The organism is Pseudomonas sp. Pseusp18 (assembly GCF_059506005.1).
In genome coordinates this window covers 1,890,700-1,905,354 of record NZ_CP169240.1, presented here as the reverse complement: position 1 = coordinate 1,905,354, position 14,655 = coordinate 1,890,700, and the positions used below count along the sequence as shown (strand labels likewise).

Annotated in this window: 15 protein-coding genes; 7 read left to right on the top strand and 8 right to left on the bottom strand. The window is 60.4% G+C overall.

From position 1 onward, the window contains the following. Positions 1–194 precede the first annotated feature (194 nt). From ACEN9A_RS08505 to ACEN9A_RS08480, 6 genes are all read left to right on the top strand, one after another. Positions 195–971: an ABC transporter substrate-binding protein gene (locus ACEN9A_RS08505; RefSeq protein ID WP_019581928.1), complete on the top strand. Its 777-nt coding sequence runs from the start codon at positions 195–197 to the stop codon at positions 969–971. A gap of 91 nt (positions 972–1,062) precedes the next feature. Then, positions 1,063–1,752, top strand: a complete 690-nt coding sequence (locus ACEN9A_RS08500; RefSeq protein WP_258672969.1) for an ABC transporter permease — start codon at positions 1,063–1,065, stop codon at positions 1,750–1,752. 14 nt (positions 1,753–1,766) lie between these two features. Beyond that, positions 1,767–2,465 carry an ABC transporter permease gene (locus ACEN9A_RS08495; protein ID WP_018928327.1) on the top strand — a complete coding sequence of 233 codons (699 nt, stop codon included), beginning with the start codon at positions 1,767–1,769 and terminating at the stop codon, positions 2,463–2,465. 9 nt (positions 2,466–2,474) lie between these two features. Further along, positions 2,475–3,587: a succinylglutamate desuccinylase/aspartoacylase family protein gene (locus ACEN9A_RS08490; RefSeq protein WP_258672968.1), complete on the top strand. Its 1,113-nt coding sequence runs from the start codon at positions 2,475–2,477 to the stop codon at positions 3,585–3,587. 18 nt (positions 3,588–3,605) lie between these two features. Beyond that, positions 3,606–4,370, top strand: coding sequence for an ABC transporter ATP-binding protein (locus tag ACEN9A_RS08485; RefSeq protein WP_204124436.1), 765 nt, complete (start codon positions 3,606–3,608; stop codon positions 4,368–4,370). Between the two features lie 119 nt (positions 4,371–4,489). Continuing rightward, positions 4,490–5,398 carry a MurR/RpiR family transcriptional regulator gene (locus ACEN9A_RS08480; protein WP_007940239.1) on the top strand — a complete coding sequence of 303 codons (909 nt, stop codon included), beginning with the start codon at positions 4,490–4,492 and terminating at the stop codon, positions 5,396–5,398. A 96-nt stretch (positions 5,399–5,494) separates the two neighbouring features. Here ACEN9A_RS08480 and ACEN9A_RS08475 read toward each other — a convergent pair whose 3' ends face one another. From ACEN9A_RS08475 to ACEN9A_RS08450, 6 genes are all read right to left on the bottom strand, one after another. After that, on the bottom strand, positions 5,495–6,826 hold the full coding sequence (locus tag ACEN9A_RS08475) for a dicarboxylate/amino acid:cation symporter (protein WP_258672967.1): 1,332 nt from the start codon (positions 6,824–6,826) through the stop codon (positions 5,495–5,497). Positions 6,827–6,922: 96 nt separating this feature from the next. Then, positions 6,923–7,306, bottom strand: a complete 384-nt coding sequence (locus ACEN9A_RS08470; RefSeq protein WP_026345858.1) for a VOC family protein — start codon at positions 7,304–7,306, stop codon at positions 6,923–6,925. Between the two features lie 166 nt (positions 7,307–7,472). After that, complete coding sequence (locus ACEN9A_RS08465; RefSeq protein WP_258672966.1) at positions 7,473–8,414, bottom strand: D-2-hydroxyacid dehydrogenase; 942 nt, start codon at positions 8,412–8,414, stop codon at positions 7,473–7,475. Beyond that, the gene (locus ACEN9A_RS08460; protein ID WP_007995886.1) at positions 8,411–8,806 is read right to left on the bottom strand and encodes a VOC family protein; all 396 of its coding nucleotides are present in this window, start codon (positions 8,804–8,806) and stop codon (positions 8,411–8,413) included. Before ACEN9A_RS08460 ends, ACEN9A_RS08465 begins: the two co-directional genes overlap by 4 nt. Continuing rightward, positions 8,803–9,780 (bottom strand): hydroxymethylglutaryl-CoA lyase, encoded by a 978-nt coding sequence (locus tag ACEN9A_RS08455; RefSeq protein WP_413387677.1) that lies wholly within the window; start codon positions 9,778–9,780, stop codon positions 8,803–8,805. The genes ACEN9A_RS08460 and ACEN9A_RS08455 overlap by 4 nt, the downstream gene beginning before the upstream one ends. A gap of 14 nt (positions 9,781–9,794) precedes the next feature. Then, positions 9,795–10,985 (bottom strand): CaiB/BaiF CoA transferase family protein, encoded by a 1,191-nt coding sequence (locus ACEN9A_RS08450; protein ID WP_258672965.1) that lies wholly within the window; start codon positions 10,983–10,985, stop codon positions 9,795–9,797. A gap of 117 nt (positions 10,986–11,102) precedes the next feature. On the opposite strand from ACEN9A_RS08450, the gene ACEN9A_RS08445 reads away from it, so the two are divergent. Further along, complete coding sequence (locus ACEN9A_RS08445; protein WP_258672964.1) at positions 11,103–12,005, top strand: LysR family transcriptional regulator; 903 nt, start codon at positions 11,103–11,105, stop codon at positions 12,003–12,005. Positions 12,006–12,033: 28 nt separating this feature from the next. Here the strand turns inward: ACEN9A_RS08445 and ACEN9A_RS08440 are convergent, their stop codons facing one another. Together ACEN9A_RS08440 and ACEN9A_RS08435 are read right to left on the bottom strand one after the other, a co-directional pair. After that, positions 12,034–13,143, bottom strand: coding sequence for an MFS transporter (locus ACEN9A_RS08440; protein WP_258674157.1), 1,110 nt, complete (start codon positions 13,141–13,143; stop codon positions 12,034–12,036). Positions 13,144–13,279: 136 nt separating this feature from the next. Next, positions 13,280–14,221: a LysR family transcriptional regulator gene (locus ACEN9A_RS08435; protein WP_258672963.1), complete on the bottom strand. Its 942-nt coding sequence runs from the start codon at positions 14,219–14,221 to the stop codon at positions 13,280–13,282. Between the last annotated feature and the right edge of the window lie 434 nt (positions 14,222–14,655).

Here is a 14,655-nt window from a genome sequence, read left to right as displayed (position 1 = left end):
GTCGCCTTCACCCCGCAGCCAAACCTGTCTTGCAGCGGTTAGCTGCCGCCCCATTTTGATATGTTTATTTTCACACAGTTGATTTGTGAAATATTTTATGTCATTTATAGCCTCGTAAATCATCAGGACAGTCCACCTCGCCAGACCGGACGGCAGCCCCGTATCACCAACGCCCCATCCAAGGAGTCAACAATATGAACAAGACAGAACTTCTAGGTGCTCTGGCACTGTGCGCCGCAAGCTTGCTGGCGCACGCCGACGAGGACAGCCTGCGTATCGGCATCGAAGCCGCCTACCCGCCCTTCTCCTTCAAGACGCCGGAGGGCAATGTCAGTGGTTTCGATTACGACATCGGCAACGCGCTGTGCGCAGAGATGAAGGTCAAATGCGAGTGGGTCATCCAGGAATTCGACGGCATGATCCCGTCGCTCAAAGTGCGCAAGATCGACGCAGTGCTGTCGTCGATGTCGATCACTGAAGACCGGATGAAGTCGGTCGACTTCAGCAAAAAGTACTACCACACGCCGGGCAAGTTCGCGATGAAGAGCGGCAGCGTGATCAACGACCCGCTGGTCGATCTCAAAGGCAAGAAAGTCGGCGTGCAACGCGCCTCGACCTACGACCGTTTCGCCACCGAGCAGCTGGCGCAAGCCGGCGTCGAAGTGGTCCGCTACGGCTCACAAAATGAAGCCTTTCTCGATCTGGCATCAGGTCGCCTGGACGCCACCCTCGCCGACATCGTCAACACCGATGAGAGCTTCATCAAAACCCCCATAGGTAAAGGTTTCGCTCTGGTTGGGCCGGACATCAACGACCCGAAATACTTCGGCAGAGGCGCCGGGATCGCGGTGCGTAAAGGCGACAGTGCGAACGTTGCACGCCTGAGCGCAGCGATTGACGCCATCCGCGCCAATGGCAAGTACCAGCAAGTGATGGCCAAGTACTTCGCCTTCGATATCTACGGCGAATAAGCCGTTACCCGAAACCCTGGCGCCGGCGTTTGCGGGTGCCACTTCTGGCTTGTCTCGCGCGCCTCCCGGCGCTCGCTTGAGGAACTTCATCATGCTTCACGGCTACGGATCGAGCATTCTCGATGGCGCCTGGCTGACCATTAATCTGGCCCTGACCTCCATGACCATGGCGATTGCCCTGGGTCTGATCGGCGCCGCCTTTCGTTTGTCACCGTTCAAATGGCTGGCGATGCTGGGCGAAGGCTATACCACCCTGATTCGCGGTATTCCCGACCTGGTGTTGATCCTGCTGATTTTCTACGGCGGCCAGGACCTAGTGAACCGCATTGCCCTCGCGCTCGGTTACACCCGCTACATCGACATCAACCCCTTTATCGCCGGCGTCTGCACCATGGGCTTCATTTTCGGTGCCTATCTCTCGGAAACCTTTCGCGGCGCCTTTATGGCGATCCCCAAAGGCCAGGGCGAGGCCGGCGTGGCTTATGGCATGAGCGGCGCTCAGGTGTTCTGGCGGATTCTGGTGCCGCAGATGATTCGTTTCGCCATTCCGGGGTTCACCAACAACTGGTTGGTGCTGACCAAATCCACCGCGCTGATCTCGGTGATCGGGTTGCAGGACATGATGTTCAAAGCCAAAAACGCAGCGGACGCCACCCATGAGCCGTTCACGTTTTTCCTCGCGGTGGCCGCGCTCTACCTGATGCTGACCAGCGTGTCATTGCTGGTGCTGCGCTATCTGGAAAACCACTACTCGGTCGGCGTCAAAGCCGCCGAACTGTGACGGGGAGCACAGCCATGATTCTCGACTACAACCTGATCTGGGAAAACCTGCCGCTGTACCTCAATGGCGCCTTGTTGACCCTCAAAGTTCTGCTGATTTCCCTGGCCGTTGGCCTGGTGCTGGCGATTCCTTTAGCGCTGATGCGCGTCTCCCGATCGCCGTTGATCAGCTTCCCGGCCTGGCTCTACACCTATGTGATTCGCGGCACCCCGATGCTGGTGCAATTGTTCCTGATCTATTACGGCTTGGCGCAGTTCGAAGCGGTACGCCAAAGCGTGCTCTGGCCTTACCTGTCCAGCGCAACCTTTTGTGCCTGCCTGGCCTTCGCGATCAATACCAGTGCCTATAGCGCGGAACTGCTGGCCGGCAGTTTGAAGGCCACGGCCCACGGCGAGATCGAAGCCGCCAAGGCCATGGGCATGTCGCGCTTTACCTTGTACCGCCGCGTGCTCCTGCCGTCCGCCTTGCGCCGGGCACTGCCGCAATACAGCAACGAAGTGCTGATGATGCTGCAAACCACCAGCCTGGCGTCGATCGTCACCCTGGTCGACATCACCGGAGCCGCTCGTACGGTCAGTTCGCGGTTCTATCTGCCATTCGAGGCGTTCATCACCGCTGGCCTTATCTACCTGGCCCTGACCTTCATCCTGGTTCGTCTGTTCAAGCTGGCCGAGCGCCGCTGGCTGGCGTATCTGGCACCGCGCAAGCACTAAGGAGCTGTTATGGAGCACATTGAATACCTGTTGCCGTGGGGTGCCTCGGGCACAGAACGACGGCTGTCGCTGTTTCGTTTTGGCAGCGGGCCACGCAAGGCCTACATCCAGGCCTCCCTGCATGCCGACGAGCTGCCGGGGATGCGCGTGGCGGTTGAACTTAAGCAGCGTCTGCGTGTGCTGGAAGAACAAGGTCGCCTGAATGGGGTCGTCGAGTTGGTGCCGATGGCCAACCCGATTGGCATCGCCCAGATGTTCCAGGCCACCCATCAAGGCCGTTTCGAGTTCTCCAGCGGGAAGAACTTCAATCGTGATTTTCCAGAGCTGGCCGAAGCTGTGGCGGCGCTGGTGAAAGGTCAACTGGGCACCCACGCCGACGTCAACACCGGGCGGATCCGCCGCGCCATGGCCGATGTTCTCGCCGACATGCCACCGCCGACCTCGGAACTCGATGGCCTGCGCCGCCTGTTGCTTTCACATGCCTGTGACGCCGATGTGGTGCTGGACCTGCACTGCGATTTCGAGTCGATCATGCTGCTTTACGCCATGCCGCAACACTGGCCGCGCCTGCGCTCATTGGCCGCTCGACTGGGTGCCGGCGCCGCATTGTTGGCCGAGGATGCGGGCGGCAGTGCCTTTGATGAAGCCTGCGCGATTCCCTGGTTGCGTCTGGCCGAACTCTTCCCTGAAGCCGATATTTCTTTGGCCTGTGTGGCGACCACCATTGAACTGCGCGGCATGGCCGATACCGAACGCGAGCCCTGCATCGACAGCGCGCAGGCCATTCTCGGCTATCTCGCCGAGCAAGGCCTGATCAGCGGTGACTGGCCGGCCGCGCCACCGACCGAGTGTGAAGCGACACCCTTCGCCGGCGCGCAGTACGCCTATGCGCCGCACCCCGGCGTGGTGAGTTTTCTGCAACCGCTGGGTGCCCGGGTCAGGGTCGGCGACCCGCTGTTCGAAGTGATTGATCCGCTGACCGATCGCCACAGCATCGTGCGCGCCAGCACCGACGGCATCCTCTATGCCCGTGAACGTCTGCGCTTTGCCCAGCCCGGTTTGTGGCTGGCCAAAGTGGCCGGTACTCGCCCTATTCGCCAAGGCCGCTTGCTCAGCGACTGATTCCAGAGAGTTGAAACCATGTACAAACTTGAAATTCAGGATCTTCACAAAAGCTACGGCACCCACGAAGTGCTCAAGGGCGTGTCCCTGGAGGCGAAGGCCGGTGACGTGATCAGCATCATCGGCTCCAGCGGCTCCGGCAAAAGCACCTTCCTGCGTTGCATCAACCTGCTGGAGCAGCCCAACGCCGGCAACATCGTGCTCAATGGCGAACCGCTCAAGCTGGTGACCAACAAACTCGGCGGGCTCAAGGCTGCCGAGCCCAAACAGCTACAACGCATGCGTTCGCGACTGTCGATGGTGTTTCAGCACTTCAACCTCTGGTCGCACATGAGTGCCCTTGAAAACGTCATGGAGGCCCCGGTGCATGTGTTGGGCATCAACAAGAAAGAAGCACGGGAAAAGGCCGAGCATTACCTGAACAAAGTTGGCGTGGCGCACCGCATGGACGCCTGGCCGGCGCACATGTCGGGTGGTGAGCAGCAGCGGGTAGCGATTGCCCGGGCGCTGGCCATGGAGCCGGAAGTGATGCTGTTCGATGAACCGACTTCAGCCCTCGACCCCGAGCTGGTCGGCGAAGTGCTGAAAGTCATGCAGGACCTCGCACTCGAAGGCCGCACCATGGTAGTCGTGACCCACGAAATGGGCTTTGCCCGCGAGGTCTCGAACCAGCTGGTGTTCCTGCACAAGGGCCTGGTCGAGGAGCGCGGCAATCCGCGTGAAGTGCTGGTCAATCCACAGTCCGAGCGGCTTCGGCAGTTTCTGGCCGGCAGCTTGAAATAACCACCGGCTCGCTCACCGCTCCCTGGCTTGGCGATGCACAACGAGGTTTGGCATGCGATACACTCCAGCCAACCTCGAACCAAGCCTTCTCCAACCCTTCAGGAACTGTAGAGCCGGACATGCCGACCCCTTCGAAAGACACCACGGTCTATGCCGCGCCGGTGATGCGTAAACTGGCGGAAATCGTTTCCGATCTACAGCCGTCACTGCGCAAGGTGGCGGATTTTATCCTGCGTCACCCGCTAAGGGCCGCGACGCTGACCATCGAAGAAATGGCCCATGAAACCTCCACCTCGCCGGCCGCGGTCAATCGTCTGGCCAAGGCACTGAACCTGGGTGGCTACACCGGCATGAAGGCCGAGCTGGTCGCAACGTTGCAGCAGATGGTGTCGCCGGTCGACAAACTGCGCAACGAACTGGCGCATCGTCCCGGCGGTGCGTTTGGCCTGCATGAACAAATCCAGAGCGCCACCAGCAACCTCGCCACGGCAGCCACCAACAACCACGCCGACACCTTTGAAGCGTTCGTCACCCGCCTGATCGAAGCGCGCAAAATTTACATCCTGGGCTTTGGCAACAGCGTCTACTTCGCAGGCCTCGCCGCCTCGACCCTGATGCCCTTCTGTGCAGACGCCACCGCCATCAGCATGGAGGGCGGCAACGAAAACGCCGCTTACCGCCTGGCCGCCATCACCGATCAGGATGTGTTGCTGGCGATCTCCCTGCCGCGCTATTCCCTCGATACCCTGCAACTCGCCCGCTTCGCCAATGAGCGCGGCGCCTCGGTGCTGGCGATCACCGACTCACCCGCATCGCCGCTCACCAGCATTGCCGAACACGTGCTGTTTGCCCCCGCCGACCATCCGGTGATGACCAGCTCCAACATCGCCGTACTCGCCTTGATTGAAGGTTTGGTGGCGGGTGTGATGGCGCGCAATAAAGAAGCGGTCAAGCTGGCGACCGAGCTGACCGAGAGCGTGATGTCTTATTTGCATATTCCTGCCAGCAGCAAATCGTCGAAGAAGTGATATCTGACAGGGCTTGCCCCATGGGCAATCTGGAAACCCAAAACCGCCCGGCTTTCGTGGACCGGGCGGTCTTGGGGCTGTCTTGCGACAACTCGTTCAGGACTGTGCCTCAACCTCCCGGGTACAGCCATTGCGCAACTCTGACGCCAACGTCTGTTCGTCCAGCGCCCCTTCCCACTTGGCGATGAACAGCGTGGCGACACCGTTGCCGATGACGTTGATCAACGCCCCGCCTTCGGAAATAAACCGGTAGACCCCAAGCACCAACACCAACCCGGCCGCCGGAATCACATCCAGGCTGCCAAGGGTGGCCGCGAGGGTAATGAACGCACCGCCGGTGACGCTGGCCGCGCCCTTGGAGGTCAGCAACAGAATCAACAACAGGGTGACCTGGTGCCACAGGTCGAGCGGGATATCCAGCGCTTGGGCGATGAAAATCGCCAACACTGTCATGTTGATGCAGCTGCCATCGAGGTTAAAACAGTATCCCGAAGGCACCACCAATCCCACCACCGACTTCTCGCACCCCAGACGCTCGAGCTTGCCCATCAACCGAGGCAAGGCTGACTCCGAAGATGAGGTGCCCAACACCAGAAACAGCTCATCGCGGATGTACTTGAGAAACTGCCACAGGCTGAAACCGGCCAGGCGCGCGACCAGGTTGAGAATCACGAACACAAAAAACAGCGCCGTCACGTAATAGCAGATCAGCAAGTTGCCATACGCCCCCAGGGAGCCGACACCGTACTTGCCGATCGTAAAGGCCATGCCGCCGAAGGCCCCCAGCGGCGAGACATACATCACGATCTTGACCATGCGGAAGAACGCCTGGGCTACCAGATCGATCAGGCTCAGCAACGGCTTGCCGGCAGCACCGAGCATCTGCAAGGCGAAGGCAAACAGAATGGAAATGAACAACACCTGGAGAATATCGCCCTCAGCAAAGGCACCGAACACGGTACTGGGCACGATATGGGTGAGAAAGCCCACCACACTCTGTTCATGGGCCAACTTGCTGTAGCTGTCGATGGCATGGCCGTCGAGGGTCGCCGGGTTGATGTGCATGCCCGTACCAGGCTGCATCAGGTTGACCCCGATCAGCCCGATCACCAGCGCCAGGGTGGTCAGCACTTCAAAGTACAGCAACGACTTGAAGCCGACCCGGCCGATGCGCTTGAGGCTCTGCATGCTGGCAATGCCACTGACCACGGTGCAGAAGATGATCGGTGCAATCAGCATCTTGATCAGCTTGATGAACGTATCGCCCAGGGGCTTCATTTCTTCGCCGAGACTGGGATAGAAATGACCGAAGATGATGCCCAGCACAATCGCCAGCAGCACCTGCACATACAGGTGGCGGAACACTCGGCGCAGGCGTGAATGGCTCGGCTTTTTTTCGGCAATCGAGGGTGTAATTGTTGTTGTCATGATGGCTTCCTCGCAGGCGTGATGCATTTCCCCAGGTAGCCGACCGCCACATCGGTGCACGACCGATCGCCTGGGAAAGAGTGTTCGGGGGAATGATTACTTCTGGATGTACTCGGAAATCTCGATCAGGTTGAGATCGGGATCGCGCAGGTACACCGAGCGAATGGGCCCCCGGGCCCCGGTTCGGGTCACCGGACCTTCCACCAGCGGCCAGTTCACCGTTTTGAGGTGGGCGATGACTTCGTCCAGTGGCGCGCTGGCGATAAAGCACAGGTCCAGGGCCCCTGGCACGGGCACGTGGGCCTTGGGTTCGATTTCATGACCGCGCACGTGCATGTTGATTTTCTGGTTGCCGAACGTGAAAGCCACCCGGCCCTCGCCGAATTTCTCCAGGTGCATGCCCATCACCTCGGTGTAGAAATGAATGGTCGCTTGCGGGTCGGTGGCAGTCAGGACGATGTGGTCGACGTGGTCGATCATCCCAACCACCGGAGCACCTGGCGGCACGATGACGGCGGCCACGGCAGGCGTTACCTGCAGCAATGCGCCCAGGGACAGCGCGGCAATGAACAACGAGACAAACTGACGGACCGGTGTGATTGTTATTGTTTTCATGAGTGGACCTTCTTGTTGGGTGGTGGAGCCTTCACGACACGAGGTTGATCAGGTTCCCCGAGTGGTAGCCCAGCAGGTTGCCAAGGATGCCGTCGGCCAGCCGTTGCAGGCTGCTCTGGCTGGCCCAGGCCACGTGGGGCGTGACGATCAGGTTGGCGTGGCGGCTATTGAGCAAAAGGTGGTCGGCCGGTGGTGGCTCCTGGCAAAGCACATCGAGGGCCGCGCCACCGAGGCGGCCGCTGTCCAGCGCATCGAGCACCGCCGCTTCGTCCACCAGCGGTCCGCGAGCGGTATTGATCAGCAACGCGCCGGGTTTCATCTGCGCCAGTTCCAGGGCCCCGATCAGGTGTCGGGTACGCTCGGTCAATGGACAGTGCAGAGAAATCACGTCGCTTTGCGCCAGCACCGTTTCAAAGGACTGGTACCCCTTGCGCACCGGGACCACGCCACGGTGTTCGGCAAACAGCAACTGCATGCCCAGGGCGCTCGCCAGACGCGCCGTAGTCAAGCCGATACCACCTCGGCCGATGATGCCCAACACGCTGCCCTGAACATCGCGGATCGGCGCGCGATGGACGCAGAAATGCCGCGAATCCGGCCAGTCCCGCAGCGCCGCAGCCTGGTAAGCAAACAGCTGTCGACGCAGGGCGAAGATTGACGCGATCACCGACTCGGCGACGCTTTGTGCCGAGTAGGCCGGGACGTTACACACCGTCACGGCAAAATCACGGCAGGCCGCCAGATCAATGCAGTCGTAACCGGTGGCCGCGACGCAGATGAAGCGCAGGTTCGGCAGTTGCTCAAGTTCGGCCCGGCCGATGCGCACCTTGTTGGTGATCACTGCATCGGCACCCCGTGCAGCGTCCACCACCTGGTCCGGCGCCGTGTCGGGGCGGTCCTGCCAGTCGGTGACCCAGGCTGGGCGAGCGATACTTACGGGCAGGCTATCGCTATCAAGAAATACCACTTTCATGCTGCACGCTCCGGCTGGACGGGTTCGGAAATCTCGATCAGGTTCAAGTCCGGATCACGCACATATACCGAACGTATCGGCCCGGTGGCACCGGTACGCAACACCGGGCCTTCGATGATGGGCCAGTCGACACGGGCCAGGTGCGCAATCACTTGGTCCAGTGGGATCGAGGCGATAAAACACAGGTCCAGCGCTCCCGGCACCGGCAAATGCGCCTTGGGCTCGAACTCGTGGCCACGCACGTGCAGGTTGATTTTCTGCTGACCGAAAGCGAACGCCTTGCGCCCACCGGCAAAGGTTTGCACCTGCATGCCCATGACCCGCACGTAAAAATCCTCGGCAGCCACGGGGTCGATGGTGGTCAGCACTAGATGGTCGAGATGATCGATCATGAGTGCAGCTCCTGGGCTCGGGCCGACGGCACCTGTTTTTCCAGGCTGGCGACATGGGCGGGTATCGGGTGCAAGTCCAGGCGTTTGCCGGCCTTGAGGATCTGGCTGGGAATGTCGTGGCCGACCAGACCCGGCAACTGCGCGGCAACTGCCAGCACCCGGTCCAGATCAACCCCGGTGTTGAAGCCCATCAACTGCAGCATGTGCAACAGGTCTTCGGTGCACACATTGCCGCTGGCCCCCGGCGCATAAGGGCAACCGCCCAGGCCGCCAAGGGACGAATCGAAACGATCGACCCCGGCCTCGATGGCCGCCAGCGCATTGGCCAGGGCCATACCACGGGTATTGTGAAAATGCAGGGTCAGCTGCAGCGCCGGAAAACGCTCACGGACGGCCCGGGACAGCATCTCGACCTGACTCGGGTACGCCATGCCGGTGGTGTCACACAGGGTCACGCCGCGAGCTCCCAGCTCAGCGAAGCGCTCGACCCAGTGCAACACCTCCCCCACCGGAACATCGCCCTGCATCGGGCAGCCGAATACTGTCGACAACGACACGTTGATCGCCACCGGCCCCTGACCGATCACGCTGACCACTTCGCTGAGCTGGGCAAACGACTGCTCGCGGCTCATGCGCAGATTGGAACGGTTGTGCGGCTCGCTGACCGACATCACCAGGTTGGCTTCATCGATGTTGCACGCCAGGGCTCGTTCGGCACCGCGCACGTTAGGCACCAGCACGGTGTATTCCACCGCCGGGTTGCGGCGGATCCCCTGCATCACTGCCTCGGCGTCGCGCAGTGCGGTAATGGCCTTGGGCGAGGTGAACGAGGTGAACGAGGTGACCTCGATCTTGGCGAAACCACACTGGCTGAGGGCGTCGATCATGGCGATCTTGTCGACGGTTTCAATAAAGCGCGCTTCATTCTGGAAGCCGTCACGGGTCGCGACTTCCTGCAAGAAAAGACGTTGCATGTTGATTCTCCGGTTCAAATGATGCCGCGTTGGCGCCAGTCGGCTTGCTGCGCAGCGTCGATGCCGAGCTCGCCAAGAATCTCGGCGGTGTGCTGACCCAGGGTCGGCGCCGAGCGAGTCACGCTGCCAGGCGTGGTACCCAGCTTGGGGACGATGCCGGGCAAGGTCACCGGCGTGCCGTCGTCCAGCTGGCTGTCGAGCAACATGTCGCGCGCCCGGTAATGCGGGTCCTGGGCAATGTCGGCAGCGTTGTAAATCCGGCCGGCCGGGATGCGCGCCTCGGTCAGGATCGACAAGACTTCGTCGAGGCTGAGCCGCGCGGTCCATTCGGAGATGGCGGCATCGATGCGCTCAACCTGCAACACTCGGCCGTGGTTCTGCGCGAGCGCTGGATCAGCCCCCAGATCACGGCGACCAATCACCTCCATCAGGCGTTGATAGATGCTGTCGCCATTGCCGGCGATCAAGGCAAAACCACCGTCACGGCAGCGATAGGCATTGGTCGGCGCGATACCCGGCAAACTGCTGCCGGCGGGCTCACGAACGGCATTGAACACCGAGTACTCGGGCAACAGGCTTTCCATCATGTTGAACACCGACTCGTACAGCGCCACGTCGATCTGCTGGCCGTCACCGCCGTTCTGCTCGCGATGACGCAGGGCAAGCAGAATCCCGATCACCCCGTGCAAGGCCGACAACGAGTCGCCGATGGAAACGCCAACCCTGACCGGGGTCCGCCCGGGCTCGCCGGATAGATGCCGCAACCCGCCCATCGCTTCACCGATCACGCCAAAGCCGGGACGGTCACGGTAAGGCCCGGTCTGGCCGTAACCGGAGACCCGGAGCATGACGAGTTTCGGATTCAGCACATGCAGCGTGTCCCAACCCAGCCCCCAGTTTTCCAGAGTCCCTGGGCGAAAGTTCTCTATCAGTACATCCGCGTCGGCCAGCAACTGGCGCACCACCTGTTGGGCTTCAGCCTGGCGCAAATCAAGGGTCAGCGAGCGTTTGTTGCGCGATTGCGCGGCCCACCAGACGGAAGTACCGTCATGCAGCAAGCGCCATTTGCGCAATGGGTCACCGGTGACCGGAGGCTCGATCTTGATCACGTCGGCGCCAAATTCACCGAGCATTTTCGCCGCAAATGGCCCGGCAATCAGTTGACCGAGCTCCACGACCTTGACACCTTGCAGAGGTAACCTCATGACGTTTCCCGTTCTTGTTGAGTACTTGTGGCATGGATAATCGACACAAACCGGGCAGATGAAAATTTCATATTTCGCCACTACTCTTTCCAGAATGGAAAACCTTGGATCCTCTTGATGATCAATCCCCTGCATTTCGATCTGCTGTCATTGCGCCTGCTGATCTTCGCCGCCGAATCCGGCAACCTGACCCGTGCCGCCGAAAAGGCCAACATGACGGTCTCGGCGGCCAGCAAACGGTTAGCCGAGCTGGAGCGAACCACCCAGTGCCCACTGTTCGTGCGCCTGCCAAGGGGGCTCGAACTGACCGCCGCGGGACAAGGGATCGTTGAACATGCCAGAACGATTCTGGAAGGCGTGAACCGGATGGCGTGCGACGCCAGCGATTACGCGGTCGGGGTGCGCGGGCATGTGCGGCTGTTCGCCAACACTTCCGCCGTCGTCCAGTTTCTGCCGGACGACCTCGCGTCTTTCCTGCGCGCCAACCCGAACGTGCGTATCGGGCTGGAAGAAGCACTCAGCGAACCGATTATTCAAGCCGTGGAGAACGGGCGCGCCGACATCGGCATTTTTGCCGACAACGTACCGGCCGAGGGCCTGTACAAACTGCCCTATCGTGACGACCGACTCGTGCTCCTGGTGCCGGTCGGCCATGAACTGGCGAATGAGCGCAGCGTGTCCTTTGCCGACACGCTTGGCTTCGATTATGTCGCGCTCAACCAGGGCAGCTCGTTGCTGCGCAGAATCACCGATGCCGCCGTGAGTGCGGGCAAGATCCTCAAGGTCCGGATTCAGGTCAGCAGCTTCGACGGCATCTGTCGCATGATCGAAGCCGGCTTGGGCATCGGGATTTTACCGTTGTCATCCGTGCGTGCCGAATTGCTCGGCAGCCGTCTGATTGCTGTCGACTTGAGCGATGACTGGGCGCACCGCACGTTGTTCGTGGGGGTTGCGAGTCAGGCGCAACTGACCCCGGAAGCGGCCAAGTTGTTCGAGTATCTGAGCAGCGTGCATGGCTGACCTTGCCGCAGGGTCGGCACTGTTCTTTTCACACCAGCCGAATGAGCAGCAAGACCAACAGCACATTCAATACGGCCAACGAACTCAAGCCCGCAAGCACTCCGCCAGCGCCCCAGGTCTGCAACAGATAACCGCCCGCGAGGGGAGTCAAGGCTTGTCCAATGAGCGAAGGCCGAGCCATGCGCCCCATCAGCAAAACATAATGGGTGGGCGACATCAGGGTCAGTGGCAGCAGGCCTCGAACGATCGCCCGCAAACCATTACCCGCGCCGTAGATCACCAGGCCCACTGCGGTCATTGCCGGCGCCATGGTCACCAACAACAGGCCGATTGCCACGAATACCATGCAGATCAATGTCGTCCAGATAGGATGTCTCTTTCGCGAAAACACCTGTAGAACACGTGAACCCACCTGGCTTGGCCCCAGCAAGGCGCTCAGTCCGATGGCGGCTGCAAGTGAGTAGCCCTGCCCCTGCAACAATGAAATCAGCTGGACAGACATCGCCGTCATGATCACTGCACCCAACGCAAAAATCAGTGTGAGCAGCAAGTAGATCCGCCGGTCGATCGAGAGGCTTTCATCACTCATGGCATGGCTTTTTGCGAGTGGCCCCGCGCCCCGCGCCAGCACCCAGAGATAAAGCGGTGCCACGGCAATGACCAATAACGCCCCGTAAGCCAAGCACGTCGTGCGCCAGCCAACGTGCTCGATGACCAACGCAACCGCTGGCCATGACAGCGTTGTCGCAAACCCTGAAATAAGCGTGATCCCGGTAATCGCACTGCCCGCCCGCTCCCCGTACAGAGAACCTAAAGCGGCGAACAACGCTTCATACAGCCCCAGCGCCATACCGACGCCAATTACTGCCCAAGACAAAAGAAACATCGGCAACGAGGTCGAGCTCGCCATCAGAAACAACCCGATGGCGACGCCCAGGCCGCTACTGGCAAGGATGGGGCGGCCGCCGTAGCGGGCGATAAGCCGGCTGGTCAATGGCGCCAGCATTGCAGAAACCAGAATGCTCAGAGACAGCGCGCCATACACCCATTGGCTGGCCCAGCCGGTCTCTTTCATGATTGGATCAGCCATGACGGCCATCAAGAAGAACGAACCTCCCCAGACCAGAACTTGCAGCATCCCCAATATAAAAATGCCGAATACGCCAGGCAGTCGCGTTTGATGGTTCAAGACAGTGTCATCAGTGGTGAGAAAAAAGCAGAAGTCGTGAGCAGCTGCGCAACAACGGGTAGGGGCTAATAGATTGGCCGATGGCTCAAAGCATGTGCCCGGCCCAGATTTTGCGATTGACCAGATCGGCTGCAATTTCGATAAAGGCATCCCCGACAAATTTCGCGGCCGGGCTGACGCGCCTGTCCGCGGGAAAGACCAGGACCAATTTACGCATGGGAGCGGGGTCGACCAACGGTGCCGCACTGAGCACGCCCGCTTCGATTTGCGCGTAAATCGAGGCCAACGGCAAAGCGGTCAAACCGAAGCCATTGCGAACCAGGTCGATCATCGCGCCGAAGGAATCGGCTTCAACGCTGGTCTTGAGCTTGATCCCGACTTCACGCGCACAGTTATCCAGAATCACCCGAAGGCCATGTCGCGCGCTGGGCAATACCAACTGTTGCTCGGCCAGCGACGCGAACGACACCGGCGTATCAAGCCGCAGGTTGGCGTTGGCAGGGCCGACCAGCAGCAGGTTTTCCATCATCACCGGCACGATACGCAGCGTGTGCAGGGGTTGCGGATCGTAGGAAATCGCCAGTTCCAACTCGCCACGCTGAACCCAATCCAGCAGGTAGCCGCTGAAGGCCGAGGAAAACCTGATGCCGAGATTCGGATGCGCCTCTTTGATCTTGCGCACCAGAGGGACGGTGACGATTTCCGCGACCGTCGGCGTTGTCCCGATGACCACCGTTCCCCGAAAAGAGGTTTTTCCGCCCACCACTGAGCTTCGGATGGATTCCATTTCTTCCATGATTCGGGTGGCATGGGCCAGCACTTCGCGGCCGGCCTCGGTAATTTCCATGCCTCGCCCATGTCGGTCGAACAGGTAGGTGCCGAGTTCCTTTTCCAGTAACCGGATTTGCCGGCTCAGGGCCGGCTGCGCGATGTGAAGACGATCCGAGGCCTTGCTGAGACTGCCCAGCTCGGCCACATGAATCAGGGTCTTGAGTTGAACGACATCCATTACCAGGCCAGTCAGCATCGGGCTCGGCGCGATATGCGTCGAAAGTGTTGTGAGTGTAATCGCATTTGCGCACCTTGGAATGCCTCGCCAACCGTGTATCGCGAGGCCTCAAGACTTGCGAGTCGGCTGTATCCCCCAGCGCGCCGGGGCTGCATGCCAAGCTATAGAATTCAGGTATATCAGTTAGGCCTGCCTGACGGCTTATTAGCCTCCTGACTCTGCGGTAGCGTGCAATCAACGTCGGCGCCAAAGAGCGTCCGACTCACTACAAGAATAAGATTCGAGGGCTCGCGCCATGATGTTCAATGCTTCGTCTTACCTGACCTGTCCGGCTTCCCCGGGCCACGTACAGCTCGCCATGCTCGTGCATCCTCCCTCCCCTTTCTCTTCAGTAAACCCGGCCATGAACGGGTTCACGCCTCTTCGTTAAACCCGACAACCCATCGAGCCCG